This is a genomic window from Bacillus sp. BB081 (assembly GCF_008368895.1).
In the GTDB taxonomy this organism is placed as follows: domain Bacteria; phylum Bacillota; class Bacilli; order Bacillales; family Bacillaceae_G; genus Bacillus_A; species Bacillus_A wiedmannii.
The window spans coordinates 19,924-44,349 of record NZ_QOZX01000028.1 but is presented as its reverse complement, the minus strand read 5'-3'; the positions used below and the strand labels follow the sequence as shown (position 1 = coordinate 44,349).

Annotated in this window: 21 protein-coding genes, 8 tRNA genes, 1 rRNA gene and 1 riboswitch; of the genes, 23 read left to right on the top strand and 7 right to left on the bottom strand. The window is 36.7% G+C overall.

Features of this window, described 5'->3' with window-relative positions:
• Positions 1-44 precede the first annotated feature (44 nt).
• From rrf to DN394_RS14635, 18 genes are all read left to right on the top strand, one after another.
• A 5S ribosomal RNA gene (rrf, locus tag DN394_RS14720) occupies positions 45-160 on the top strand.
• A 9-nt stretch (positions 161-169) separates the two neighbouring features.
• Positions 170-244, top strand: a tRNA-Asn gene (locus tag DN394_RS14715).
• Between the two features lie 4 nt (positions 245-248).
• A tRNA-Thr gene (locus DN394_RS14710) sits at positions 249-321 on the top strand.
• Positions 322-343: 22 nt separating this feature from the next.
• Positions 344-418 (top strand) — tRNA-Glu (locus tag DN394_RS14705).
• Between the two features lie 5 nt (positions 419-423).
• Positions 424-499 (top strand) — tRNA-Val (locus tag DN394_RS14700).
• A gap of 17 nt (positions 500-516) precedes the next feature.
• A tRNA-Tyr gene (locus DN394_RS14695) sits at positions 517-600 on the top strand.
• Between the two features lie 65 nt (positions 601-665).
• A tRNA-Gln gene (locus DN394_RS14690) sits at positions 666-740 on the top strand.
• 5 nt (positions 741-745) lie between these two features.
• A tRNA-Lys gene (locus tag DN394_RS14685) sits at positions 746-821 on the top strand.
• A gap of 91 nt (positions 822-912) precedes the next feature.
• A tRNA-Ala gene (locus DN394_RS14680) sits at positions 913-988 on the top strand.
• A gap of 105 nt (positions 989-1,093) precedes the next feature.
• Positions 1,094-2,239: a glycerate kinase gene (locus DN394_RS14675; protein WP_098705636.1), complete on the top strand. Its 1,146-nt coding sequence runs from the start codon at positions 1,094-1,096 to the stop codon at positions 2,237-2,239.
• Between the two features lie 209 nt (positions 2,240-2,448).
• Positions 2,449-3,342, top strand: a complete 894-nt coding sequence (gene rocF, locus DN394_RS14670) for an arginase (protein ID WP_097918285.1) — start codon at positions 2,449-2,451, stop codon at positions 3,340-3,342.
• A 248-nt stretch (positions 3,343-3,590) separates the two neighbouring features.
• Positions 3,591-4,412, top strand: coding sequence for a diadenylate cyclase CdaA (cdaA, locus tag DN394_RS14665; RefSeq protein ID WP_001115707.1), 822 nt, complete (start codon positions 3,591-3,593; stop codon positions 4,410-4,412).
• Complete coding sequence (locus tag DN394_RS14660) at positions 4,405-5,874, top strand: CdaR family protein (protein ID WP_097994262.1); 1,470 nt, start codon at positions 4,405-4,407, stop codon at positions 5,872-5,874. Before cdaA ends, DN394_RS14660 begins: the two co-directional genes overlap by 8 nt.
• Positions 5,867-7,213, top strand: a complete 1,347-nt coding sequence (gene glmM, locus DN394_RS14655) for a phosphoglucosamine mutase (RefSeq protein ID WP_000521485.1) — start codon at positions 5,867-5,869, stop codon at positions 7,211-7,213. The genes DN394_RS14660 and glmM overlap by 8 nt, the downstream gene beginning before the upstream one ends.
• Positions 7,214-7,499: 286 nt before the next feature.
• On the top strand, positions 7,500-7,685 hold the full coding sequence (locus DN394_RS14650; RefSeq protein WP_001208183.1) for a hypothetical protein: 186 nt from the start codon (positions 7,500-7,502) through the stop codon (positions 7,683-7,685).
• A 12-nt stretch (positions 7,686-7,697) separates the two neighbouring features.
• Complete coding sequence (gene glmS, locus DN394_RS14645; protein ID WP_000334153.1) at positions 7,698-9,500, top strand: glutamine--fructose-6-phosphate transaminase (isomerizing); 1,803 nt, start codon at positions 7,698-7,700, stop codon at positions 9,498-9,500.
• A gap of 286 nt (positions 9,501-9,786) precedes the next feature.
• Positions 9,787-11,751 (top strand): S9 family peptidase, encoded by a 1,965-nt coding sequence (locus tag DN394_RS14640; RefSeq protein ID WP_097994264.1) that lies wholly within the window; start codon positions 9,787-9,789, stop codon positions 11,749-11,751.
• A gap of 151 nt (positions 11,752-11,902) precedes the next feature.
• Entirely contained in the window at positions 11,903-12,469 is a 567-nt protein-coding gene (locus DN394_RS14635) for a DUF4256 domain-containing protein (RefSeq protein ID WP_097994265.1), read from the top strand.
• A 73-nt stretch (positions 12,470-12,542) separates the two neighbouring features.
• On the opposite strand, the gene DN394_RS14630 is transcribed toward DN394_RS14635, so the two are convergent.
• The 3 genes from DN394_RS14630 to DN394_RS14620 form a co-directional block, all read right to left on the bottom strand.
• Positions 12,543-13,049, bottom strand: a complete 507-nt coding sequence (locus DN394_RS14630; protein ID WP_097994266.1) for a DoxX family membrane protein — start codon at positions 13,047-13,049, stop codon at positions 12,543-12,545.
• Between the two features lie 240 nt (positions 13,050-13,289).
• Complete coding sequence (locus DN394_RS14625) at positions 13,290-14,207, bottom strand: sigma factor regulator N-terminal domain-containing protein (RefSeq protein ID WP_097994267.1); 918 nt, start codon at positions 14,205-14,207, stop codon at positions 13,290-13,292.
• Positions 14,207-14,698 carry an RNA polymerase sigma factor gene (locus DN394_RS14620; protein WP_000514142.1) on the bottom strand — a complete coding sequence of 164 codons (492 nt, stop codon included), beginning with the start codon at positions 14,696-14,698 and terminating at the stop codon, positions 14,207-14,209. The genes DN394_RS14625 and DN394_RS14620 overlap by 1 nt, the downstream gene beginning before the upstream one ends.
• A gap of 386 nt (positions 14,699-15,084) precedes the next feature.
• On the opposite strand from DN394_RS14620, the gene DN394_RS14615 reads away from it, so the two are divergent.
• Positions 15,085-15,861 carry an SDR family oxidoreductase gene (locus tag DN394_RS14615; RefSeq protein ID WP_141545467.1) on the top strand — a complete coding sequence of 259 codons (777 nt, stop codon included), beginning with the start codon at positions 15,085-15,087 and terminating at the stop codon, positions 15,859-15,861.
• A 37-nt stretch (positions 15,862-15,898) separates the two neighbouring features.
• Here the strand turns inward: DN394_RS14615 and DN394_RS14610 are convergent, their stop codons facing one another.
• From DN394_RS14610 to DN394_RS14595, 4 genes are all read right to left on the bottom strand, one after another.
• Positions 15,899-16,567, bottom strand: a complete 669-nt coding sequence (locus DN394_RS14610; protein WP_000527133.1) for a methionine ABC transporter permease — start codon at positions 16,565-16,567, stop codon at positions 15,899-15,901.
• Entirely contained in the window at positions 16,542-17,582 is a 1,041-nt protein-coding gene (locus tag DN394_RS14605; RefSeq protein ID WP_097918278.1) for a methionine ABC transporter ATP-binding protein, read from the bottom strand. The genes DN394_RS14610 and DN394_RS14605 overlap by 26 nt, the downstream gene beginning before the upstream one ends.
• A gap of 12 nt (positions 17,583-17,594) precedes the next feature.
• Positions 17,595-18,407: a MetQ/NlpA family ABC transporter substrate-binding protein gene (locus tag DN394_RS14600; protein ID WP_046956629.1), complete on the bottom strand. Its 813-nt coding sequence runs from the start codon at positions 18,405-18,407 to the stop codon at positions 17,595-17,597.
• A gap of 85 nt (positions 18,408-18,492) precedes the next feature.
• Positions 18,493-18,607, bottom strand: a riboswitch (SAM riboswitch).
• Positions 18,608-18,687: 80 nt separating this feature from the next.
• A complete protein-coding gene (locus DN394_RS14595) occupies positions 18,688-19,596 on the bottom strand; it encodes an NAD(P)-dependent alcohol dehydrogenase (protein ID WP_098128079.1) in 909 nt (302 codons plus the stop codon).
• Between the two features lie 145 nt (positions 19,597-19,741).
• Between DN394_RS14595 and DN394_RS14590 the strand changes: the two genes are divergently transcribed.
• The 4 genes from DN394_RS14590 (at position 19,742) to DN394_RS14575 (ending at position 24,382) form a co-directional block, all read left to right on the top strand.
• The gene (locus DN394_RS14590; RefSeq protein ID WP_000720089.1) at positions 19,742-20,506 is read left to right on the top strand and encodes a hypothetical protein; all 765 of its coding nucleotides are present in this window, start codon (positions 19,742-19,744) and stop codon (positions 20,504-20,506) included.
• Between the two features lie 112 nt (positions 20,507-20,618).
• Entirely contained in the window at positions 20,619-22,055 is a 1,437-nt protein-coding gene (locus DN394_RS14585; protein WP_098705634.1) for an FAD-binding oxidoreductase, read from the top strand.
• Positions 22,052-22,585 (top strand): MFS transporter, encoded by a 534-nt coding sequence (locus tag DN394_RS14580; protein WP_046960229.1) that lies wholly within the window; start codon positions 22,052-22,054, stop codon positions 22,583-22,585. The genes DN394_RS14585 and DN394_RS14580 overlap by 4 nt, the downstream gene beginning before the upstream one ends.
• A 78-nt stretch (positions 22,586-22,663) precedes the next feature.
• Positions 22,664-24,382: a DUF3981 domain-containing protein gene (locus DN394_RS14575; RefSeq protein WP_097918276.1), complete on the top strand. Its 1,719-nt coding sequence runs from the start codon at positions 22,664-22,666 to the stop codon at positions 24,380-24,382.
• The last annotated feature ends 44 nt before the right edge of the window (positions 24,383-24,426 follow it).

Sequence of the window (24,426 nt, the reverse complement as noted above, 5' to 3'; positions counted from 1 at the left end):
ATGAAGCAAATGTTATCTAGTTTTGAAGGAATATGCCTTCATAGTTTGGTGATGATGGCAGAGAGGTCACACCCGTTCCCATACCGAACACGGAAGTTAAGCTCTCTAGCGCCGATGGTAGTTGGGACCTTGTCCCTGTGAGAGTAGGACGTCGCCAAGCAACTATTAATCCGCAGTAGCTCAGTGGTTGTGCTATTTGCTGTTAACCGATCGGTCGTAGGTTCGAGTCCTACCTGCGGAGCCATTATGCTTCCATAGCTCAGCTGGTAGAGCACTTCCATGGTAAGGAAGAGGTCACCGGTTCAAGCCCGGTTGGAAGCTTGGGAAGAGTTTTAAAATTTTTGGCCCGTTGGTCAAGTGGTTAAGACACCGCCCTTTCACGGCGGTAACACGGGTTCGAATCCCGTACGGGTCACCACTTTTGGAGGATTAGCTCAGCTGGGAGAGCACCTGCCTTACAAGCAGGGGGTCGGCGGTTCGATCCCGTCATCCTCCACCATATATATTTTAAATGTCGGAGGGGTAGCGAAGTGGCTAAACGCGGCGGACTGTAAATCCGCTCCTTCGGGTTCGGCAGTTCGAATCTGCCCCCCTCCACCATTTTCTTTAAAATAACCTGAGAGGGTTTATTTTTTTGAAAAGATAACCATACTAGTAAATATTAATGGGCTATAGCCAAGCGGTAAGGCAACGGACTTTGACTCCGTCATGCGCTGGTTCGAATCCAGCTAGCCCAGCCATTTACGAGCCATTAGCTCAGTTGGTAGAGCATCTGACTTTTAATCAGAGGGTCGAAGGTTCGAATCCTTCATGGCTCACCATTTTCGCGGAAGTAGTTCAGTGGTAGAATACAACCTTGCCAAGCGTTGGGGTCGATGGTTCGAGTCCATTTAGGCCCACCATACAACTTTTGGGGCCTTAGCTCAGCTGGGAGAGCGCCTGCCTTGCACGCAGGAGGTCAGCGGTTCGATCCCGCTAGGCTCCACCAAAAAGCTATTTTAAATAGCAAATGGTATGTTCTTTGAAAACTAGATAACTGTCTCATACTTTTTTAATTTTAAGTTAATGTAAAAATAAAGGATGGGGGATAATTGTGAAAGTTGTTATTGCATCTGATTCATATAAAGAAAGCTTAAAAGCTATAAAAGTATGTGAAGCTATTGAAAGAGGATTTGGAGCAATTTTTCCTAAAGCAGAGTACGTAAAAATACCAATTGGAGATGGAGGTGAAGGAACGGTTGATTCACTTGTGGATGCTACTGATGGAAGAATGATACCCCTTCATGTGACAGGACCGCTTAGAGAACGTGTACAAGCCTTTTACGGTATGTCTAAAGATAAAAAGACAGCGTTTATTGAAATGGCAGCAGCATCAGGATTACAACATGTTCCGGTTAAAAAGCAAAACCCACTTATTACAACGACTAAAGGAACAGGAGAACTTATACTACATGCGCTAGACGAAGGAGCTGAGCACATTATTTTAGGACTTGGCGGAAGTGCTACAAATGATGGCGGAGCAGGTATGTTGTCAGCTTTAGGAGTCAGGTTTATAAATGGAAAAGGGGAAGTAATAGAGCCATCTGGAGGGACGTTACATTCGATTGTCGCTATTGATTTTTCATGCATGGATGCACGCTTAATGCATATAAAGATAGAAGCAGCATGTGATGTAGATAATCCGTTAGTTGGAATAAGGGGAGCATCTTTCGTATTTGGGAGGCAAAAGGGTGCGAATGCAGAGATGATGAAAGAGCTGGATGAGAATTTAAAGCATTATGCGAATATCCTTAAACAATACTTATCTTGCGACGTATCTGAAATACCTGGCGCAGGAGCCGCAGGAGGAATGGGAGCAGCTGTTATTGCAGTGTTAAAGGGAAGCTTGCGGAGAGGAATTGAAATTGTATTAGACTATACAAATTTTAATAAGCATATAGAAGGTGCAGATTTAATTATAACTGGCGAAGGAAGAATAGATGAACAAACAGCATATGGAAAGGCCCCTGTAGGTGTTGCGGAGCGTGCAAAGCATTTTCGTATTCCTGTCATTGCTATTGGAGGATCTGTATCTCCGAATTATTCAGCTGTTCATGAAAAAGGAATCGATGCAGTATTTAGTATTACAGCGAGTCCTATGACATTAGAAGAGGCATATAAAGTAGCGGAAGAGAATATCGAAATGACAACAAAGAATATTGCCACAGTATGGAAAATAGCATCAGAAAAACACTTCTAAATGTAGGAGTGTTTTTTATTATTATTTAATAATAATGATGGTAGTTGTTTCATTAAGTTAACTTTATACATAGAATAGTCTTGAAATTTGGTTTTTAAAGCGAATATAAGTGAATAATTTGTATATCCATACAGAAAAATGTCGAGTTGAGTCAGACTATATAAAAGATTTAAAATATTTAGTGAAGGCATAAAAGGGGGATACTATCTATGAAAAAAGAAATCTCAGTTATTGGAGTTCCAATGGATTTAGGACAGATGCGTCGCGGGGTAGATATGGGGCCGAGTGCAATCCGTTATGCAGGCGTAATTGAAAGAATTGAAGAAATTGGATATGACGTTAAAGATATAGGAGATATATGTATAGAGAGAGAAAAAGAAGTAGATGTAAATACAAACTTAAGAAACCTTACACAAGTTGCAACTGTATGTAACGAATTAGCAAGTAAGGTGGATCATATTATAGAAGAGGGACGTTTTCCACTTGTATTAGGTGGTGACCATAGTATCGCAATTGGTACATTAGCTGGTGTTGCGAAACATTATAAAAATTTAGGTGTTATTTGGTACGATGCACATGGTGACTTAAATACAGAAGAAACTTCACCATCTGGAAATATTCATGGCATGTCACTTGCAGCAAGTTTAGGGTATGGACATCAAACGCTTGTAGATTTATACGGGGCATATCCAAAGGTGAAAAAAGAGAATGTTGTAATTATCGGTGCACGTGCATTAGATGAAGGAGAAAAAGACTTTATTCGCAAGGAAGGTATTAAAGTATTCTCGATGCACGAGATTGATCGTATGGGTATGACGGCTGTTATGGAAGAAACAATCGCTTATTTATCTCATACTGATGGTGTACATTTATCATTAGATTTAGATGGTCTTGATCCTCATGATGCACCAGGAGTTGGAACGCCTGTAATTGGTGGCCTATCTTATCGTGAAAGCCATTTAGCAATGGAAATGTTAGCGGAAGCTGATATTGTCACATCTGCTGAGTTTGTTGAAGTAAATACCATTTTAGATGAGCGAAACAGAACGGCAACAACGGCAGTTGCTTTAATGGGTTCTTTATTCGGTGAAAAACTAAAATAAATGTAAGAAAAGCAACTGAGAAGTTGCTTTTTTTATTTGAAAATAAGCGTATAATAATGATTTATATTATACTGTACGATAATAATGTTTGACATCTTGCCAATTTAGACTAAGGGGGGTTGTTTGTAATTGTCGTTTGTTTCATGTATGGTATAATTAACTAGTTGTTGGAAATACATACAGATAGAGCATAAAACAATATTTCAATATATGGATAGAATTGCTCGTAAGTAGGAGGAAGGGTTAGCATGCCTTTTGAAGATACGACCATTTTGAAATATCTTAGTACGGTATTAGATATTGCCGTTGTATGGTTTATTATATATAAGCTAATTCTCATAATCCGAGGGACGAAAGCTGTTCAACTTTTAAAAGGGATTACAGTTATTATTGTCGTTCGGATGATCAGTATTTTTCTTGAATTGCATACGCTTTATTGGCTAACTGAGCAAGTATTAACGTGGGGATTTTTAGCCGTTATTATTATTTTCCAGCCAGAATTGCGAAGAGCACTTGAGCAGCTAGGACGCGGGAGTTTATTTTCGCGTGTTGGAACTCATGAGGATGATGAACCTGAAATCGTTGCAACAGCGATAGCGAAAGCAACGGAATATATGGGGAAACGTAGAATTGGTGCATTAATTACTTTGTCAAAAGAGACCGGTATGGGTGATTATGTGGAAACAGGTATTCCGCTAAATGCACACGTATCATCGGAATTACTTATTAATATTTTCATTCCTAATACACCTCTTCACGATGGAGCGGTTATTATGCAAGGAAGTACCATTAAAGCAGCAGCGTGTTATCTTCCGTTATCGGAAAGTCCGTTTATCTCTAAGGAACTAGGAACTAGGCATCGCGCTGCAATGGGAGTTAGTGAAGTTACTGATAGTATTACAGTAGTTGTGTCGGAAGAAACTGGCCAAATTTCTTTAACGAAAAATGGTAAGTTGCATCGTGATTTGAAGACAGAACAACTGAAAGATATGTTGTTAGCTGAATTTAGTGCGAGCGAAAAAACGACTTCTTCGTCTTTATGGAATTGGAGGAGAAAGCGTCATGGATAAGTTAATGGAGAATCATTGGTTTTTAAAAGGGATCTCATTACTATTGGCGTGTATGCTTTTTATGTCAGCGACTTTAACTGAAAAAAATACGACATCGGGGATACTACCTTTCGCAAATGATGCGAAAGAAACCTTAACTAATTATGCCATTAACCTTAAGTATGATGAAGAGAAATATATTGTAAGTGGTATTCCGTCAGAGGGCGTTAAGGTGAAGTTAGAGGGCCCAAAAGCAGCAGTTGCTACAGCAAAAGCGAAAAAACAATTTGATATACCAGTTGATTTGAGAGATAGCGAAAAAGGAACTTATGAAGTTTCTTTGAAAACGAACGGGCTTCCAGATGATGTGAAAGGAACAGTTCAGCCATCAACAATTAAAATTACTCTACATGAAAAAGCGAGAAAATACGTTCATGTAGACTTAAAATTATCAAATGAGGATCAAATGCCAGCGGGTTCAACTCTTGAAAAATCAAACATTAAACCTGATACTGTTGAGGTAGTTGGGACGAAAGAAGAAATTGAAAGTATTTCATCTGCTAAGGCGTATATTGATTTAAAAGGTGTTAATAAAACTGTTACAAAAACAGCCGAAGTTACATTATACAATAGAGAAGGAAAACGTTTAAATGTAAGAACGAGTCCATCTAAAATTAGTGTAACATTGAATGTGGCGACGCAAGCTACGGCCAATAATACTGAAAAAACTGTTCCTGTAACGTATACGAAAAAGGGGAGTTTGCCAGAAGGATTGGCCGTTACAAATATTAGCATTGAGCCGAGAGAAGTAACAATAGCAGGTCCAAAAGATATCTTGGATAATATACAATCGATAGAGGGGGTCGAAGTAGATCTTAGTCAATTGACAGAGTCTACAACATTCGATACCTCTGTTTTATTGCCAAAGGGTGTAACAAGTGCAAAACCGAATCAAGTGAAGGTTTCGGTAGGAGTGCAAAAAACAAAACAAACGAAAACAAGAACGATTGATGGTATATCAATTCAAAAAAATGGACTTTCTAAAGATGCTACGGCCCAGCTACTTTCACCGCAAGATGGGAAGATAAGCGTTGATATTTCAGGAGAAACAAGTATAGTAGATAAAATAACAGCTGCTCAAATAACAGCAGCCATTAATCTGCAAAATGTATCTCCGGGGACGAAGGATGTTTCTATTCAAGTGAGCGGTCCTGGTAATATTTCAATAGAGCCAAAGCAAAAAAGTGCCAAAGTCACAATTGTGAAGAAAGAAAATCCAGATAAAGAAGTACAGGGTAACGGTGAAAAACCAGATTCAAATAATAACCAAGATAATCAAACTGAAAAACCAAAAAATCCTGAACCTGAACCTAAGCCTGACACGGAACAGGAACAAAATAAAGATAAAGAAAAAGAAACTAGTCAAGAGCCAACAGTAGATAATCAAAAAGAGCCAGAAAAAGGAGCGAATCATAATGGGTAAATATTTTGGTACAGATGGAGTACGCGGGGTTGCGAACCAGGAGTTAACACCTGAATTAGCGTTCAAAATTGGACGTTTTGGTGGTTATGTATTAACAAAAGATACAGATCGTCCAAAAGTAATTATCGGCCGTGATACACGTATATCAGGACATATGTTAGAAGGAGCTTTAGTAGCAGGTCTATTATCAACTGGAGCAGAAGTAATGCGCCTTGGTGTTATTTCTACACCAGGTGTTGCTTATTTAACAAAAGCGTTAGATGCACAAGCAGGTGTTATGATTTCTGCATCTCATAATCCAGTACAGGATAACGGAATCAAGTTCTTCGGTTCAGACGGTTTTAAATTAACAGATGAGCAAGAAGCAGAAATCGAAGCTTTATTAGACAAAGAAGTTGATGAACTACCACGTCCAACAGGTACGAACCTTGGACAAGTGAGTGATTATTTTGAAGGCGGACAAAAATATTTACAATATATTAAACAAACTGTAGAGGAAGATTTCTCTGGTTTACATATCGCTTTAGATTGTGCGCATGGTGCTACGTCTTCTTTAGCTCCATACTTATTTGCGGATTTAGAGGCTGATATTTCAACAATGGGAACTTCACCAAACGGCATGAACATTAACGATGGAGTAGGTTCTACGCATCCAGAAGTATTAGCTAAATTAGTAAAAGATAAAGGCGCTGATATCGGTCTTGCCTTTGATGGTGATGGTGACCGTTTAATCGCTGTAGATGAAAAAGGAAACATCGTTGATGGCGATCAAATTATGTTTATTTGTGCGAAGTACATGAAAGAAACTGGTCAACTAAAGCATAATACAGTCGTTTCAACTGTTATGAGTAACTTAGGTTTCTACAAAGCACTTGAAGCTAATAATATTACAAGTGATAAAACAGCAGTTGGTGATCGTTACGTAATGGAAGAGATGAAGCGTGGTGGTTACAACTTAGGTGGGGAACAATCGGGTCATATTATCTTACTTGATTACATTACAACTGGTGATGGAATGTTAAGTGCACTTCAACTGGTGAACATCATGAAAATGACGAAAAAACCATTATCTGAGCTTGCAGGTGAGATGACAAAATTCCCACAATTACTAGTAAACGTTCGTGTAACAGATAAAAAGCTAGCATTAGAAAATGAAAAAATTAAAGAAATTATTCGTGTTGTAGAGGAAGAAATGAACGGTGATGGCCGCATTCTTGTTCGTCCATCTGGAACAGAGCCACTTATTCGTGTAATGGCAGAAGCACCAACACAAGAAGTGTGTGACGCATATGTACATCGCATTGTAGAAGTTGTGAAAGCTGAAGTTGGCGCTGAATAATTTGATAAATTTATTGAAAAGGAGCACAAGAAGTGCTCCTTTTTCATATGTTTTATAGACGATGAAAAAAATTTCATTGACGGTTTATCTATGTTTGTTATAAGATGGTCTTGTTCTTTTTCTCAAAGGAAATATTGTAAATTATAGAAGCGCCAGAACTACAAGTAGTGTAGTTGACGAGGTGGAGTTTATCGAGATTTCGGCGGATGACTCCCGGTTGTTCATCACAACCGCAAGCTTTTACTTAAATCATTAAGGTGACTTAGTGGACAAAGGTGAAAGTGTGATGAGAGAAAAGGAACGGATACAAACTAGCTGTATAAGTATATACGGACTTAAACCCAATCGAGAGGAAGGTGAAAGCCGTTACAAGCTTACAGGGCTAGCAATATGTAATCCGTTTTTTAGTATAAATAAAAATGGTATCGGACTATGTCGTTACATGTTCGCAGAGCAATGTAAGCATTTGTAACGGCGACTAAACATGTGTGGAATCGTAGGATTTATTGGAGAGCAAGATGCAAAGGAAATTTTATTAAAAGGTTTAGAAAAGCTAGAATATCGTGGATATGATTCAGCAGGTATTGCAGTACAAGCAGAGAACGGTGTTGTTGTATACAAAGAAAAAGGTCGTATTGCAAAACTTCGCGAAATCGTAGATGAGAATGTAGCAGCAAGCGTGGGAATCGGTCACACACGCTGGGCTACACATGGTGTTCCAAGCAAAGTAAACGCGCATCCGCATCAAAGTACATCAAAACGCTTTACACTAGTTCATAACGGTGTAATTGAAAACTATGAATTAGTGAAAAAAGAATATTTACAAGATGTAACGTTCGTAAGTGAAACGGATACAGAGATTATCGTACAGCTTATGGAACAACAAGTGAGCACAGGACTAAGTGTAGAAGAAGCGTTCCGTAATACGCTATCTCTTTTACATGGCTCTTATGCGATCGGATTACTTGATGCTGAAAATCCAAACATGATTTATGTTGCTAAAAACAAAAGCCCGCTATTAGTAGGTGTTGGTGACAACTTTAATGTTGTGGCGAGCGACGCTATGGCGATGTTACAAGTTACAGATCAATTTATTGAGTTAATGGATAAAGAAATCGTAATCGTAACGAAAGAAAGTATTACAATTAAAAACTTACAAGGTGAAACGATTGAACGTGCACCGTTTACAGCGGAATTAGACGCAAGTGATATTGAAAAAGGAACATACCCTCATTTCATGCTTAAAGAAATCGATGAGCAACCACTTGTAATCCGTAATATAATTCAAAAGTATCAAGATGAAAATGGCGAGATTGAACTGAATGCAGACATCCGCAATGCGATTTTAGATAGCGATCGTATTTACATCATTGCATGTGGAACAAGTTATCATGCAGGTCTTGTTGGAAAACAATTTATCGAGAAGTTTGCAAAAATGCCAGTTGAAGTGCATGTAGCAAGTGAATTCTCTTATAACATGCCATTATTAACAGAAAGACCATTCTTCATTTATATTTCACAAAGTGGTGAAACAGCTGATAGCCGTGCAGTACTTGTGCAAACAAATGAAATGGGGCATAAAGCATTAACGATTACAAACGTACCTGGTTCTACACTTTCTCGTGAAGCTGATTACACACTTCCGTTATACGCGGGACCAGAAATCGCAGTTGCATCAACGAAAGCTTACACAGCACAGCTTGCAGTACTTTCAATTTTAGCTGCGGACATTGCTAAAGCAAAAGGCGAAGTTCTTGATTTCGATTTAACACACGAATTAGGACTTGTAGCAAATGCAATGATAGAACTTTGTGATCAAAAAGAAGAAATGGACGCATTAGCAAAACAATTTTTAGCAACAACTCGTAACTGTTTCTTCATCGGACGTAGCGTAGACTTCTACGTAGGATTAGAAGGTGCGTTAAAGCTAAAAGAAATCTCTTACATCCAAGCAGAAGGATTTGCTGGAGGAGAATTAAAACACGGTACAATCGCCTTAATCGAAAACGGTACACCAGTTATCGCACTTGCTACACAAGAGCACGTAAACCTTGGAATTCGTGGTAACGTGAAAGAAGTAGTAGCACGCGGAGCTAACCCATGTATCATCTCAATGAAAGGCTTAGAAATGGAAGGTGACAGCTTCGTATTACCAGCTGTACACGAAGCGCTAGCACCGCTAGTAGCAGTTATTCCATTCCAACTTATCTCATACTACGCGGCACTTCACCGCGAATGTGACGTTGATAAGCCACGTAACTTAGCTAAGTCTGTTACTGTTGAGTAGGAGATTAGTAGGTTAATAAATATAGTTGTGGATTTGAAATAAATTTACGAATCTGCACCCCTTTAGATATGTTATCTAAAGGGGTATTTTTGTGCCAAAAAAGAACATCTAAAATTGCTAAGTGGATAGCACTCTACTAATGAAAGTTTTACTTTATCGGATTTGGAATAGAACCACTTTTATTTATCTGAATTTTCCGTTACTATTTTAAGTATCAGTGAACAATTTTCTTTATTATGAAGAGAAGGGACGATAGATTCATGGACATTACAAGGGGGCTTATTATATGAAAGTGAAAGCAAAAACATATTTAAGTATAGAAGAGATTATTTCATTACCGGCCGTATCAAGTACAAACATAAGTGATGATGGCAAAAACGTAGCATTTGTTAAGAAGAGCGCTAACTGGGAAGACAATACGTATAGAAATCATGTATGGATATATGAAACAAATAAAGGGCAGAGTTACCGACTAACAAATGGGGATATAGATAGTACACATCCAGTATGGTCTCCAGATTCTAAGAGCATTGCATACCTTAGCCCAGGTGGTGACGGGGATAATAAAAATCAGATCTTTGTTAAGTCAATAGACGGTTGTAGTGAGGTTCAAATTACGGATGAGAAGGAAGGAGTTAATACATTCAAATGGGAGCCTACTGGTAAAGGTTTTTATTATATTGCACAGTCAAAAGAATGTGAGGAGATAAAGAAACGTAAGGAACGATATGGAGATTTCCATCATGTAGGTAAGGAACATCAGAATAATTGTTTATACTACATTGAAATAGAAAAAGTGAAACAAAACGATAAACAGGAACGGAAGGTTAGCGGTGTTTATCAACTAACGGACGGTAAGGATTTTTATATACATAACTTTGATATTTCAAATGATAGGAAAAAGGTTGTATGTATGGCTACACCAAGTTTAAACGATTATATGAATGGTGATCTATACATATTAGATGTTGAAGCTGGGGAACTACAAAAGATGAATATAGATAAGTTGTTAGGAGCGAGCGTCTGCTTTTCTCCTGAGGGCGATAAAATATGTTACTCAGCAAGCATAAGAGAGAAGGAGTATTATAGAAACCATATACAAGAAAGTACATTAGAGATATATGATCTGAATACTGGAGAACGAATTGTCCCTTTAACAAATTTTGATAGTACGGTTATGCCATTACAGTGGACAGCTAAAGGAATTTTAATTAGATGGCAGGATAAAACGAATTACCGTATTGGATTGCTATGTGAGGATGGCGCTGTGGAAATGTTAAGCGAAAAAGTAGATAGCTTTATAATGGATGCCTCTATAACAAGGGATGGAAATCATATAACATATACTAAGGCTATAACAAATGAAACCTTTGAAATCTATTTGGATTATAAAAAAATAACGAATGAAAATAGCTTTTTCGAAGACAAGCTTAAAAGCAACAGGGACATCATCTCATGGCAAAGTAGTGATGGTCTTGAAATAGAGGGTGTTCTATCAACTCCAGTAGAGTTTGACGCAAATAAAAAATATCCCTTATTAGTAGTAATTCACGGTGGTCCGGCTTGGGCATCCTTTCCGATATTTTCAGACTGTTTTAATGAGAAATATCCGATTGAACAATTTATCGAAAAAGGCTTTATCGTTTTAGAGCCAAACTACAGGGGAAGTTCTGGTTATGGTAATGAATTTTTAAAAGCAAACTATAGAAAACAAGGAATTGCTGATTATGATGATATTATATCTGGAGTGGATGAACTAGTTGAAAAGGGGATGGTAGATAAAGAGAGAGTAGGAGTTATGGGATGGAGTAACGGAGGATATATATCAGCTTTCTGTTCTACATTTAGTGATAGATTTAAAGCTATTTCAGTTGGGGGCGGAATCACTAACTGGAGTACCCATTATGTAAATACGGATATCCCTTACTTTATTAGCATGTATTTAGGAAATACTCCATGGAATGATCCGGATATATATAGGAAAACATCACCAATGACATATATTAAATCAGCCTGTACGCCTACCTTAATTCAACATGGGGAAAAGGATGCAAGAATTCCAACTACAAATGCATATGAGCTATATAAAGGGTTAAGAGATATGGAAGTCGATACAGAGTTAATTATATTTAAAGGAATGGCATATAGTTCTGACCACCCAGGAGTTCATATGGCTATTATGAAGCAGAATTTGATGTGGTTTTCACACTATATTCTTGGGGATAGTACGAAAGATTTTAGTACTATATAATGGATATCCACACAGGGATTTTTCGTTGTGCAATCGTGTCAGATTGTTGAAAAAGAGATACAACAAATTATATAATTTATTGTAAACTGCATGCAAACCAGTATTGGAAAAATGTAAATGATTATAAGGAAACGTAATTCGGAGGACTAATATGACAGAGAATAAAAATGAGTTATCTGTAGAACAACGCGAAGAACTACTAAAAGTATTACAAGCTCGTTTTGAGAAAAACATGAACCGCCATGAAGGTCTTGAATGGGCTAAGATTGAAGCGAAGCTGGCTACTAATACTGAAAAATTGTGGTCAATTCATGAAATGGAAGTAACTGGCGGTGAGCCGGATGTTGTTGGTTATAATGAAGAGAAGGACGAGTATACTTTCTATGATTGTTCAAAGGAGAGTCCTAAAGGCCGCAGAAGTCTTTGTTATGATCTTGAAGCGTTAGAATCAAGAAAAAAACATAAACCAGAAAATAACGTTATTGATGTTGCAAATGCTATGGGCATTGAACTATTAACGGAAGAACAATATCGGGAATTGCAACAACTTGGGGATTTTGACATGAAATCATCAAGTTGGGTACAAACACCTTCAGATATTCGAGAACTCGGTGGTGCTCTATTTTGCGATTATCGCTTCGGACATGTTTTCGTGTATCACAATGGAGCAGACTCTTATTATGCTGCTAGAGGATTTCGCGGTTCGTTAAGAGTTTAAATTTGGAGTAAGTAAGAAACAGAGCCTATACTTAGGCTCTGTTTCTTACTTATATTTTAAAAATAAACTGTTATTACGCACTTTTACTTAATTTATATGTTTCATGGTTGTTTTTACGGAAAAGTTTAGGGAAAACATAGCCATCTAATCCAATACGTCCAGCGTTCTGCCCTGCAACTAAAATGAACATAGTTAAAATAAGCAGGTTTGGGTTTACACTAACAGTTCCGCTTAATAAAAATGAAAGATTCATTATGATTCCGAAAAATGCAGCTGTTTTTGTTAATCCACCTAAAATCAAACCTAGACCTACTAAAATTTCTCCCCATTGAACTAAAAAGCTAAATAGGTCTGCGTTTGGAAGGACAAAATGTTGAAGGAAATCTGCCCACCAACTTTGTACTGCAGGGTGGTCACCTGATGCTTGAGCAATAGCACCCTTTAGAAAACCACTTGCGTCAAAAGATTGTCCGAAGACTTTGCCTATCCCAGCAGCGAGCCATGTATATCCTATATAAAGCCGTAAAAGTAATAATATGAAAGTAGCACGTTTATCAGTTCTTAGAAAATTGATAACCATTGAAATCCCTCCAATATTGTATTTACACGTTTATTATATATCCATTGTGAAAAAATTCACAATGGATATAATGTGAACAAATTTATGATTTTTTATTTATAAAATTGCACATACAATATTGTGAAGTTTATTTTAGAAAATTAAGCAATAAATCAGGGATAGGAGCTATCTATTGTAGCGGATAGCTCCCGTAGTAAACAGGTTCATGTATGCTCTTTAAGTTCATATGGGCATTCCGTATTATTTCTCTGGCTTTATATAAGGAACAACTTGTGCAGTCACCCCTACAGAAGCACCGCGAATAAAGTCTTGGTTTTCTAACGCCTTAAAGTTTTCCGTTCTCCCAGTTAGCATAACACCTAAAATTTTCACTTGATCGAATGGTTTGTTCTTGTTTGATTTTAAAAACTTTTGGATATCTTCGTCATATCCATCGTCATCGAATTGTTTAAGTGAATCAAAGAACCTTTTGTATGCTTCTTCAGGGGATTTTTCTGGATTAAATCCGTAAACTGGCATACCGGAAGGACCTCTGCTTTCATCTTTAATAGGTGAGACCATATATAGCCATACGATATTTAAGGTATCTGGTAGTTTCTTTTGAATTTCTTTTAATGTATAAGCTTTATCGAAAGAGATAGCAACTTCTGCTACATAGTTATCCATTGTTGAAACTGCACTTAATTCATTTTTGACGCCATCATGATATTTCTTGATGGCTGGATTATAAAATGTAGCAACTTTATTTTTCGTTTGTTTATCATAATTGTAAGATTCGGTACTAGAATTAGACCAATAAGAACCTGGTATTAACTCGTTGTAATCGATGTTAGAACGAAACCAGTCGTAAGAGCTTGTCAGTGTATTCCATCGCACTAAGTAACCGTTAATGTTTTTAGAACGATTAGATACGATATTGCCACCAAACATAGAGGAATTACTCGTAACTTGAGAATCAATATGGACATTGGGCTCTGCAATTGCATTATGTAAAAAGAGTCGTTCGTGAAGCTTTGTAGAGCTTTTCGCTGCAAAGTAATTGCCAACTTTATAAATGATAGGGATAAGCACCATGACAACGATAATAGAGGTAATGATGTTTTTAAGTAACTGTTTTCTTTTAGCCTTTTTTAATGCATCTTTTAAAGAAGTATCCATTAAGGTGTTCCTCCTATTTTTGAGTGAATTGCTTTACGTGCTCGCTGTAACTTTTGTTTGACGCTGTTTACTTGAATATCTAGTATTAGAGCGATTTCTTCGTATGTAAAATCGTAGTAATATTTTAAAAAGAAGGCTTCTTTGTATTCTAGTTTTATATCTTTTAATAAATAGAAAATCTCATCTTTATTTAAAACTGCATCCAATTCTCGGTCTGTATATTGAAGTTTTGAATAAATTTCTTCAGTTAAGTAGATATTTTGCTGTTCTTTTCTTCGTTTTAAATCAATGTATTCATTTAATGCGACTCTAAAAAACCACGGACGAATGTTACTCTCGGTTAAGTCATCTAGCAATGTGTATACTTTATAGAAAGTATTTTGGATGATGTCTTCTGCATCTTCCTTTATAGCTCCTTTCGCTAATAGTAGTTTGAACACTTCCTCTCCTAAATTGATAAGATAGGAGGTCAATATATTTTCTTTTCCCATCATTTTTCCTCCCTACACTTATACAACGAACAGGTAATGGTAAATGTATACACTTAAACTTAAATTAGTTATTAACTATGGTTTATAGTACATGATACTTTATAAATAGGAGTGGTTATTTTATTTTTGAAATATTAAATCTTTAATGCTAAAATAAAATTTGGAGATATATGGAGAGGGGATAAAGACTCGATATGTGGATGAACTTGTGATGATTCGAAATTTAGATAGATAAATTTTTCTCTCATAAGTGAGGGCTTATTTAGCTGTCTATAAATCATTCAAGGACTGCATATTTGGCTTGTACATCCCTTTTGTAAGGCTAATGCGTAGGGAAATTCATATCTCTTATATAAAATATGCGTCCTTTAAAATTGGAGGAGTATATGATGAATCAATTAAAAAATAAAATAGCAGTTGTTACAGGTGTAAGTCGTCTAGATGGTATAGGCGCAGCAATTTGTAAAGAATTAGCTGAAGCAGGATACGATATATTTTTTACGTATTGGATAGCGTACGATAAAGAGATGCCTTGGGGCGTTGATCAAAGTGAACAAATACAATTAAAAGAAGAGTTACTAAAAAGCGGTGTTAAAGTATCGAGTATGGAGTTAGATTTAACTCAGAATGGTGCACCGAAAGAGCTTATACATAAAGTTACTGAACAACTAGGCTACCCTCATATATTAATTAATAATGCAGCGTATTCCACAAATAATGACTTCTCTAATTTGACTGCTGAAGAATTAGATAAGCACTACATGGTAAATGTTCGTGCGACTACGTTGTTAAGTAGTCAATTTGCCCGAGGGTTTGATAAGAAATCTGGTGGTAGAATTGTGAATATGACATCGGGACAATTTAAAGGACCTATGGCAGGAGAACTAGCATATGCAACAACGAAGGGAGCTATTGATGCTCTTACTAGTACGTTGTCAGCTGAGGTAGCTCATTTAGGAATAACAGTGAATGCAATTAACCCAGGTCCAACTGATACAGGCTGGATGACTGAAGAGATAAAGCAAGGATTAAAACCAATGTTTCCTTTTGGAAGAATTGGTGAGCCAAAGGATGCAGCAAGACTTATTAAGTTTTTAGTAAGTGAAGAAGCAGAATGGATTACTGGACAAGTTATTCATTCTGAAGGTGGATTTAAAAGGTAAAAAGAAGGTATCTCACCCTAGTGAGATACCTTCTTTTTTAATCTTTCTTCAATCTTCGTGCAACACCATTCCCTAAAGATTGTAGCCCTTGAACGAGGATAATTAAAATAAAGACAGTTGCATACATTACTTCAGGTTCGTAGCGTAAATGTCCGAATCGATATGCTAAATCACCAAGGCCGCCAGCACCTACAAGTCCAGCCATTGCTGTTGCACCGATTAAACCAATCGTTGCAATTGTTAATCCGAGTATAAGGGAGGGACGAGCTTCTTTCACCATAACGTGCCAAATGATTTTTATAGTAGAAATGCCCATCGCTTGGTAAGCTTCAATAACACCACGATCTACTTCTAATAAAGCTGTCTCCATTAATCGTGCAATATAAGGAGCTGTGAATACGACAAGTGGTACGATAACTCCTTGCACGCCAATGGATGTTCCCATTAGAAACTTTGTAAAAGGTAAAATGAAGAATAATAGAATGATAAATGGAAGAGAGCGAATTATATTAATAATTGTATTAAGGATTGGATAAATGATTTTATTTTCGTGCTGTCCACCAGGTCTCGTTAAAACAAGTGTAACGCCAAGTGGTAATGCAATAAGGATAGAGATGAATAGTGAAATAGATGTCATTTGAAATGTTTGAATGGTTGCTTCCCATATGACTTTACCCCATTCATCCAAAAAGGATTTGTTTCCCATAGTCTGTTCTACCTCCTTCTACGATGATCCCTTGCTCTTGTAAAAAGGATAAAGCGCGGTCTACTTCATTTTTCTCACCCTGCATATGAATGACTAGTTTCCCATAAGCTTCATGTTTTAACTGTGTAATATTACCAGATAAAATATTTGGATACACTTGAAAACGTTTTGTAGCAACAGCTAATGCTGGCTCTCCTGAAGCATTCCCTATAAAGGAGAGAGTTACAATTTCACCGGTAGTTTGTAGTTCTTTTTGTACCTCTCCTGGAATTTTAGCTGCAAATGCACTGTTTACAAATTTTTTCGTTGTTACATGTTGTGGGTTTGTGAAGATATCCTTCACAGTCCCGCTTTCGACTACTGCTCCATGTTCCATAACAGCAACTCGGTCACATATACGCTGGATGACATTCATTTCATGTGTAATTAATAAAATTGTAATCCCGATTTCTTCATTAATCTTTAATAATAGGTCGAGAATAGAATCCGTTGTTTCTGGGTCTAAAGCGCTCGTTGCTTCGTCGCTTAATAACACTTCCGGTTCATGTGATAGTGCACGTGCAATGGCAACACGCTGCTTCTGGCCGCCAGAAAGTTCGCTCGGATAGGCATCTTTTCGATTAAAAAGATCGACAATACGTAAATACTTTTCTACCCTTTTTTCAATTTCATTTTTGGGAAGACCAGATAGACGTAAAGGTAATGCGATATTTTCATAAACTGTCACAGTTTTAAGTAAGTTGAATCCTTGAAAAATCATTCCGATTTTTTGTCTCGATTTTGCTAGTTCTTTTGCTGATAAAGTTGTTAAGTTTTGGCCGTTTACAATGATAGTTCCTGTCGTTGGTTTTTCTAATAAATTTACACATCGAATTAATGTACTTTTACCAGCGCCACTATATCCAATGATTCCAAATACTTCGCCCTTTTTTACTTGAAGGGAAGTAGGTTTAAGAGCTTCTACGTTCCCTTTTTTTGTTGTAAATACTTTGGATACATTTTTTAATTCAATCATTATCGTCAGCTCCTACCAAGATGGTAAAACTGAACCATCAAATTTTTTCTCGATAAATTCTTTTACTTCTTTAGATTGATACGCTTTCTTTAATTTATTTACAACAGCATCATCTTTATTTTCAGTACGAACAACGACCCAGTTTACATATGGTGAATCTTTTCCTTCACGGAAAATAGAATCTTTCGCAGGGCTTAATTTTGCACCTAATGCAAAGTTTGTATTAATTGCAGCTGCTTTCACTTCACCTAGCTGTGTTGGTAATTGAGATGCCTCTAATTCAACAATCTTTAAATTTTTCGGGTTTTCAATTACATCTTTTGCAGTCGCTTTTTCTGTAGCCTTCGGATCCACTTTTAAAACACCTGCTTTTTCAAATAGCTTTAAAGCTCGAAGTTCATTCGTTGGGTCATTTGGTACAGCGATTGCGTCGCCCTCTTTTAAATCTTTTACATCTTTTATGTTTTTAGAATATACGCCCATAGGGAATGTTACTGTTGAAAATACTTCCGTTAATTTCATATTGCGTTCAGCTTTAAATACGTCTAAATAAGATTTCGTTTGATAGCTATTTACATCAAGACTTTTTTCATCTAGGGATACGTTTGGTGCTACATAATCATTAAATACTTTTACATCAATTTCGAGACCGTCTTTCGCTGCCACTTCTTTTACCTTTTCAAAAATTTGTTCATGCGGTCCACCCGTTACACCGACAGTAATCTTTTTCTCATCTAATGCTTTTACCTCTTTATCAGAATTAGCACCACATGCACCTAACAATAATACCGCTCCACTTACAATGCTCAATAATACTTTTTTCATCTATAGTTCCCCCTTCATATACGTTCCAAAATAAAAAGCACCTCTCAAAAATAAGAGAGGTGCCGAATAGACGAAATAGGTTCCTCTCTTATCTTCCAAAACGAAAACTCGTTTTGCAGGAATTAGCACCTTAGCTTATATGTCATAAGCTCGGTTGCCGGGCATCATCGGGCCAGTCCCTCCGCCACTCTTGATAAGAGTATGTGTATGTAGTTTTTTAATATGGTACTAATAGTAAATCTTACAAAAAGAATTGTCAATGTTATTTTCTGAATATATTTTATTTTAAGGCAATCGAAACATTACCTTTTTTATGCCCTTTTTCTACATATATATGAGCTTCAGCAATTTCTTCTAATCGGTAAGTTCTATCAATAACAGGCTTTAAATGTTCTGCTTCAGTTAGTTTTTTTAGTAGAATCATATCTTCTTTACTTACTTTTGCCATCATTCCATTCACAGATACATATTTCCCATTAGGTGTTAATGCCTTTTCACAAAGGGATTTTTTATGTTTTCCAACTGCATCAAATATAATATTGTAGCGTTCACCCAGCTTAGTAAAATCTTCTTTTGTATAATCAATTACTTTATCGGCTCCTAAAGATTGCACGAGTTCAAAATTTGAATTACTACAAACAGCCGTAACGGTCGCGCCGAAATATTTAGCAAGTTGTACAGCAGCTGTTCCTACTGATCCGGAGGCGCCATATATGAGCACTTGTTGCCCTTTTTTTATACGGCCCTTTCTCAGGAAATGTAATGCTGAAGTTCCGCCAAAAGAAATAACTGCCGCTTCTTCATACGTCACATTGGTAGGTTTTAATGTTATTAATCCACTTTCATGTACACATGTGTATTCGGCATAACCACCAAGGTTTAGTTCTGTTAATGCAAAAATTGGATCTCCTTTTTTAAATTGAGTTACATCTGTTCCTATTTCTTCGATTTCACCGGATAACTCTACGCCGAGTATAGGGTTTCTCGGTTTTCTGAAACCTAATATGATCCGCATAGGAATCCAAAATAAGAGGGGACTATTAAAACCGCGTATTCTACAATCTCCAGTCGATACACTTGTTGCGTGAATTTTAACTAATACTTCGTTCTTTTTAGGCGTAGGTTTCTCTATATTTTGAAGCTGAAGAACGTTAGGTGGTCCATACTGTGTGCAAATGATCGCCTTCATAATGACCTCCTGAAATGAGTTGTTGTTATTTACATCATATTTAAAACCTTCATTAAACATGTCGCTATATAGCGAATATAGATTAAAAATTATATAGATTTCATAGGAAAGGAGGTGATATTATTTTGGGAAAGGGGGCGACATTATGAAAAAAATTATTTTTGTTTCAAGTTTAGTACTTGCAATCAGTCTAGGGGTAGGGTGTAGTAATGAGAAAACAGCAAAGACGGATGAACCGAAAAAAGAATCAGTTCAAAAAGAAAAGGAATTAGCAGCGAAGGATGTTTTCAAGAAAACGAACGAAGCTTTTAAAAATGAAGAGCATGTAACGATGACATATGGTGTAGGGGTAAAAGCTGAGGGAACAGAGATGGATATATTAAAGGCTAAGATGCAATTAGAGCCAAAGACAAAGAATTCTCGTTCTGAAATGAATATTTCCGGTACAGATGTTGTAGTGTATACTGTGGATGGTAAAGTTGCTGGTGAGGTAAAAAACCCTAATACAGGAGAAGTTATAACCGTACCGGAGGAGCAATTAAACGCTGGTGGAATGAAAGCGACTCAAGATATTATAGATAAGTTAGAAGTACCAGCAGTAGTTTTAGATAAAATGAAGATGGAGAAAAGCGGAGATAAATATAAACTGAAATTTACATTAAAAGGGCAAGAAACAGAAAGTATGTTAACTAGCATGGATGAAACACAGAAGAAAATGTTACAAGCACAAAATGCGAAGATAGAAGAAGTGGATGCAGAATATATCATTACAAAAGATTTTAAATATGAATCAGCAAAGATAGACATGATTATGAGTAGTAACGGCAAGGATAAAGCACACATTATTACGAACGCAAAATATACGTCGTACGAAAAGTTTGACCCAATACAATTGCCGGCAGCAAAGTAACAGTTTTGATGAGGGGGGACCTAAAATAAGGTGCCCTCTTTTTTGTATACTTTCTTCATAGGAAAATAGGTACAATATGAAGAGGGAAAACTGTAGAAGAGGAGAGTGTCATTTGAAAAAAAGAAAGATAGCGGTGGTCATTGTGGCTTATACAGTGTTGCTTGCAACATCTGTAAATACATATAAAGAGCAACTAAAGCACCCTATTATGAGCGATGTAGGAAAGTTGCTTCCAACGAAAATTAAACGTGTTGAAAATGCTGAGGATGAACGTTCATTAAAACAGGTCGTGCAAGATGCAAATACTTCTGGAGAGAAAATTTCCATTGCAGGTATGCAACATAGCCAAGGAGGACAGACGTATTATCCGAACGGCACGATGCTTGATATGAAAGGGTATAATAAAATATTAGAATTTGATCCGGAGGAGAAGAGGATTAGGGTGCAAAGCGGTGTCACATGGAATGACATTCAAAAGAAAATCAATCCATATGGTCTTGCGGTTCAAGTAATGCAATCTCAAAACATTTTTACTGTTGGTGGTTCATTAAGTGTGAATGTACATGGGCGTGATATTCGTCATGAAGCATTGATTGATACAGTAGAGTCATTCAGATTGTTAATGGCAGATGGTACGGTACGTAATGTAAGTAGAGAAGAAAATGCAGAGCTATTTCCATATGTCATAGGTGGTTACGGGTTATTTGGTGTCATTTTAGATGTGACATTAAAGTTAACTGATGATGAATTATATGAAATGCATACGAGAATGATAGATTATAAAGAATACACATCTTATTTCAAAGATAAAGTGAAAAGAGATGAAAATGTTCGTATGCACTTAGCCCGTATTTCTGTTGCCCCCAATTCATTTTTAAAAGAGATGTATGTGACAGATTATACATTGGCTAAAAATCAAAATATGAGGGAAGAGTACAGTGAATTAAAAGAGGAAACTATTATAGCTGCACCGAAATTTTTACTCGGATTATCCCGTTATAGCGATTGGGGAAAGAATACATTTTGGGATATACAAAGAAGTTATTTTGAGCGTACAGATGGAGCGTATGAGACGCGAAATAATGTTATGAGGTCAGATAGTGCCTTTATGGAATATGAAAATCCGAATAGAACAGAAGTGTTACAAGAATACTTTGTGCCTATAGATTTCTTCACGGAATACATAGATGATTTACGTAACGTATTAAATGAAGAAGAGTTTAATTTGCTCAATATTACGATTCGTTATGTGGAAAAGAATGAAAATGCAGTTTTATCCTATGCGAAAGATGATATGTTTGCGCTAGTTCTTTTAATTAACCAAGGACGCTCAGAGGGTGAAATAAAGAAAACAGAAGATGTCATTCAGAAAATGATTGATGTTACTTTAAAACATAATGGGAGTTATTATTTACCGTACTATTCGTATCCAACGAAGGAGCAGTTAAAGAGGGCGTATCCTCGTATAGAAGAATTTCTTCAGAAGAAAAAAGAAGCGGATCCAAAAGGGAGATTTGTGAATTTATTTTATAGGGAGTATACGAAATGACATATAGAAGATTTGTAGCGTCACAAAGCATAATTATGATGGCGGGAAGTATGGTATTTCCTTTTTACATTCTATTGCTTCGGAATGTTGGGAATAGCTTCTCGCAGTTTGGCTGGGCGTATGGCTTATTTGCTTTAACTTCAGCACTTGTATATCCATTAGTAGGAAAGGTGTCTGATCGAGTAGGTGATCGGAAATTATTAATTATATATGCTTGGTCCATGGCAATATTAATGCTTTGTTTCCCGATTGCCACAGAAGTCTGGCATGTGTACATTCTTCAAATTGTAATGGGGGTTTTAGGTGCTGTGCAGCGTAATACGGAGAAGACATCGTTAGCGCGAAAGGTTGTGCAAGAAAATGCTGGTTATGAGATTGGAAAATATCATGTGTGGACATCGATTGGAGGAGCAGTAGCAATTATTGCAACGGGATATTTAGTAGATTTCTTTACGATTGGTACGATTTTTTATATTGCATCTATCTTATATGTAGTAAGCGGAGTTGTATTAAGTAGTAAAAAAATATAATCATTCCCATTTTTACCTGAATCCCCTTTATTTGTTATACTAAAAGGGAAGACAAAAGAAAAGGGGACATTGCCTTTGATGAAATTTTTAATTTTAGCTATTCTCACTTTGTTTTTGATTCCATGGACAAGAAGCGGTAGTAAACTTCGAGCAGTGGATAAGAAAGGGGATGAGAAGGTTGTAAAGGGTAAGAAATCATCCATTTTAGTTATTCCTGTTTTATTTTGGATAGGTATTGCAATCTATGAATATTTTTGGCTAATTGATGATCGAGCAGACTCGATTCTTACTCATTATTCTGTTGCAGTAGCAATTTTAATTGGGCTTGTTTTATTTTCACAAGATCAAATAGGGAAATTAGAAGGTACGTTAAAAGGACTTCTAATGTTTGTTTTACTCGCAAGTTACGGCTATTTTGGTTATTTGCACGATATAGTAATCTCGCAAAAGAAATATGATTCTGTTGTAAAGGTAGAGAAAGATATTTCAGAGCCATTTACTGAAAATGATCAGCCGTTTACAGTGCCGCCAAAGACAGCGGAGAATAAAATGAAAAAAGTATTTGGGGACATTCCGAAAGTAGCTTATTTTGAGCTAGGAGAGTTAACGCCACAAATGGTAAATGGTGAGGCTTTATATGTAGCACCAATTGAAGTTTCAGGATTTTTTAAAGCACGTAAAGCTGAGACAATTCCAGGGTACGTAACGATGTCAGGTACGAATCCTGATGCGGAAGCGAAACTGCATCTTGGTTATAAAATGAAATATGTGCCAAGCATGTTTTTTGGTAATAAATTAGAACGTGTCGTTCGAAAAGCAGAACCGGATTTAATTTTTAAAGGGAAACCTAAATTCGAAGTTGATGATAAAGGGAAACCTTATTATACAATGACGTATGGTGAATTTATCTCAGGAAGATCTGGATTTGAGGTAGAGGGCGTTGTAGTAGTAGATGCACAAACAGGTGAAGTGAAAAGATATGATAAAGGAAAGGCACCTAAATTTGTTGATGGTGTACTAAATCACGAGACCGCATCTACATTAAATACGTATTTCGGTAAATATATTCACGGATTTTGGAATACAAAATTTTCACAAACGGATATGAAGATTCCGACTGAGTGGGGAACGAAAGAAGGAGTTACACCAATCTTCGGTAAGGATGGAACGTTATATTACTTTACTGATTTCACCTCTCCGAAAGAGGGAGTAGATTCTGCGTTAGGTTACTCGCTTATCGATGCGCGTACAGGTAAGTTGTATTACTATAACGGAAAAGAAGTGAAGGGGATTATGGATGGTTCAGCTGCTTCGGAAGTAGTGGATAATTCCTTTAAGAGAGAGAAATGGCATGGAACGATGCCGGTTATTTATAACGTGTATGGTAAACCTTCTTGGATTGTACCTGTTATTGATGACGGGGGATTAGTACGTGCTCATACAGTTATCTATGCTTCTAATGCGAAAATATTTGCAACAGGTTCGACGCAAAAAGAAGCGCTTGAGAATTATAAAAATGCGCTGAGCGGAAGTGGAGATTCATTTAGACCAACTTCAAGTGGTAAAGAGGCACAAAAAGAAGGCGTTGTACAACGTGTATATAAAGAAAAATCAGGTGAAAATACAATTGTGTATGTACTGTTAGAGAATGAACAAAAAGTATTTATGATACCGGTGAAGAAATTCCCATATGCTATGTTTACAGAAGTGGGAGATCCAATTCAAATCACGTATTTAGATACAGGAGAGGCGATGTCTTCCGTATCTAAATTTACAAATAGCAATTTGAAAAAGTAAAGCGATAGAAATTCTATCGCTTTTTTTTACGGTATGAAACAGGA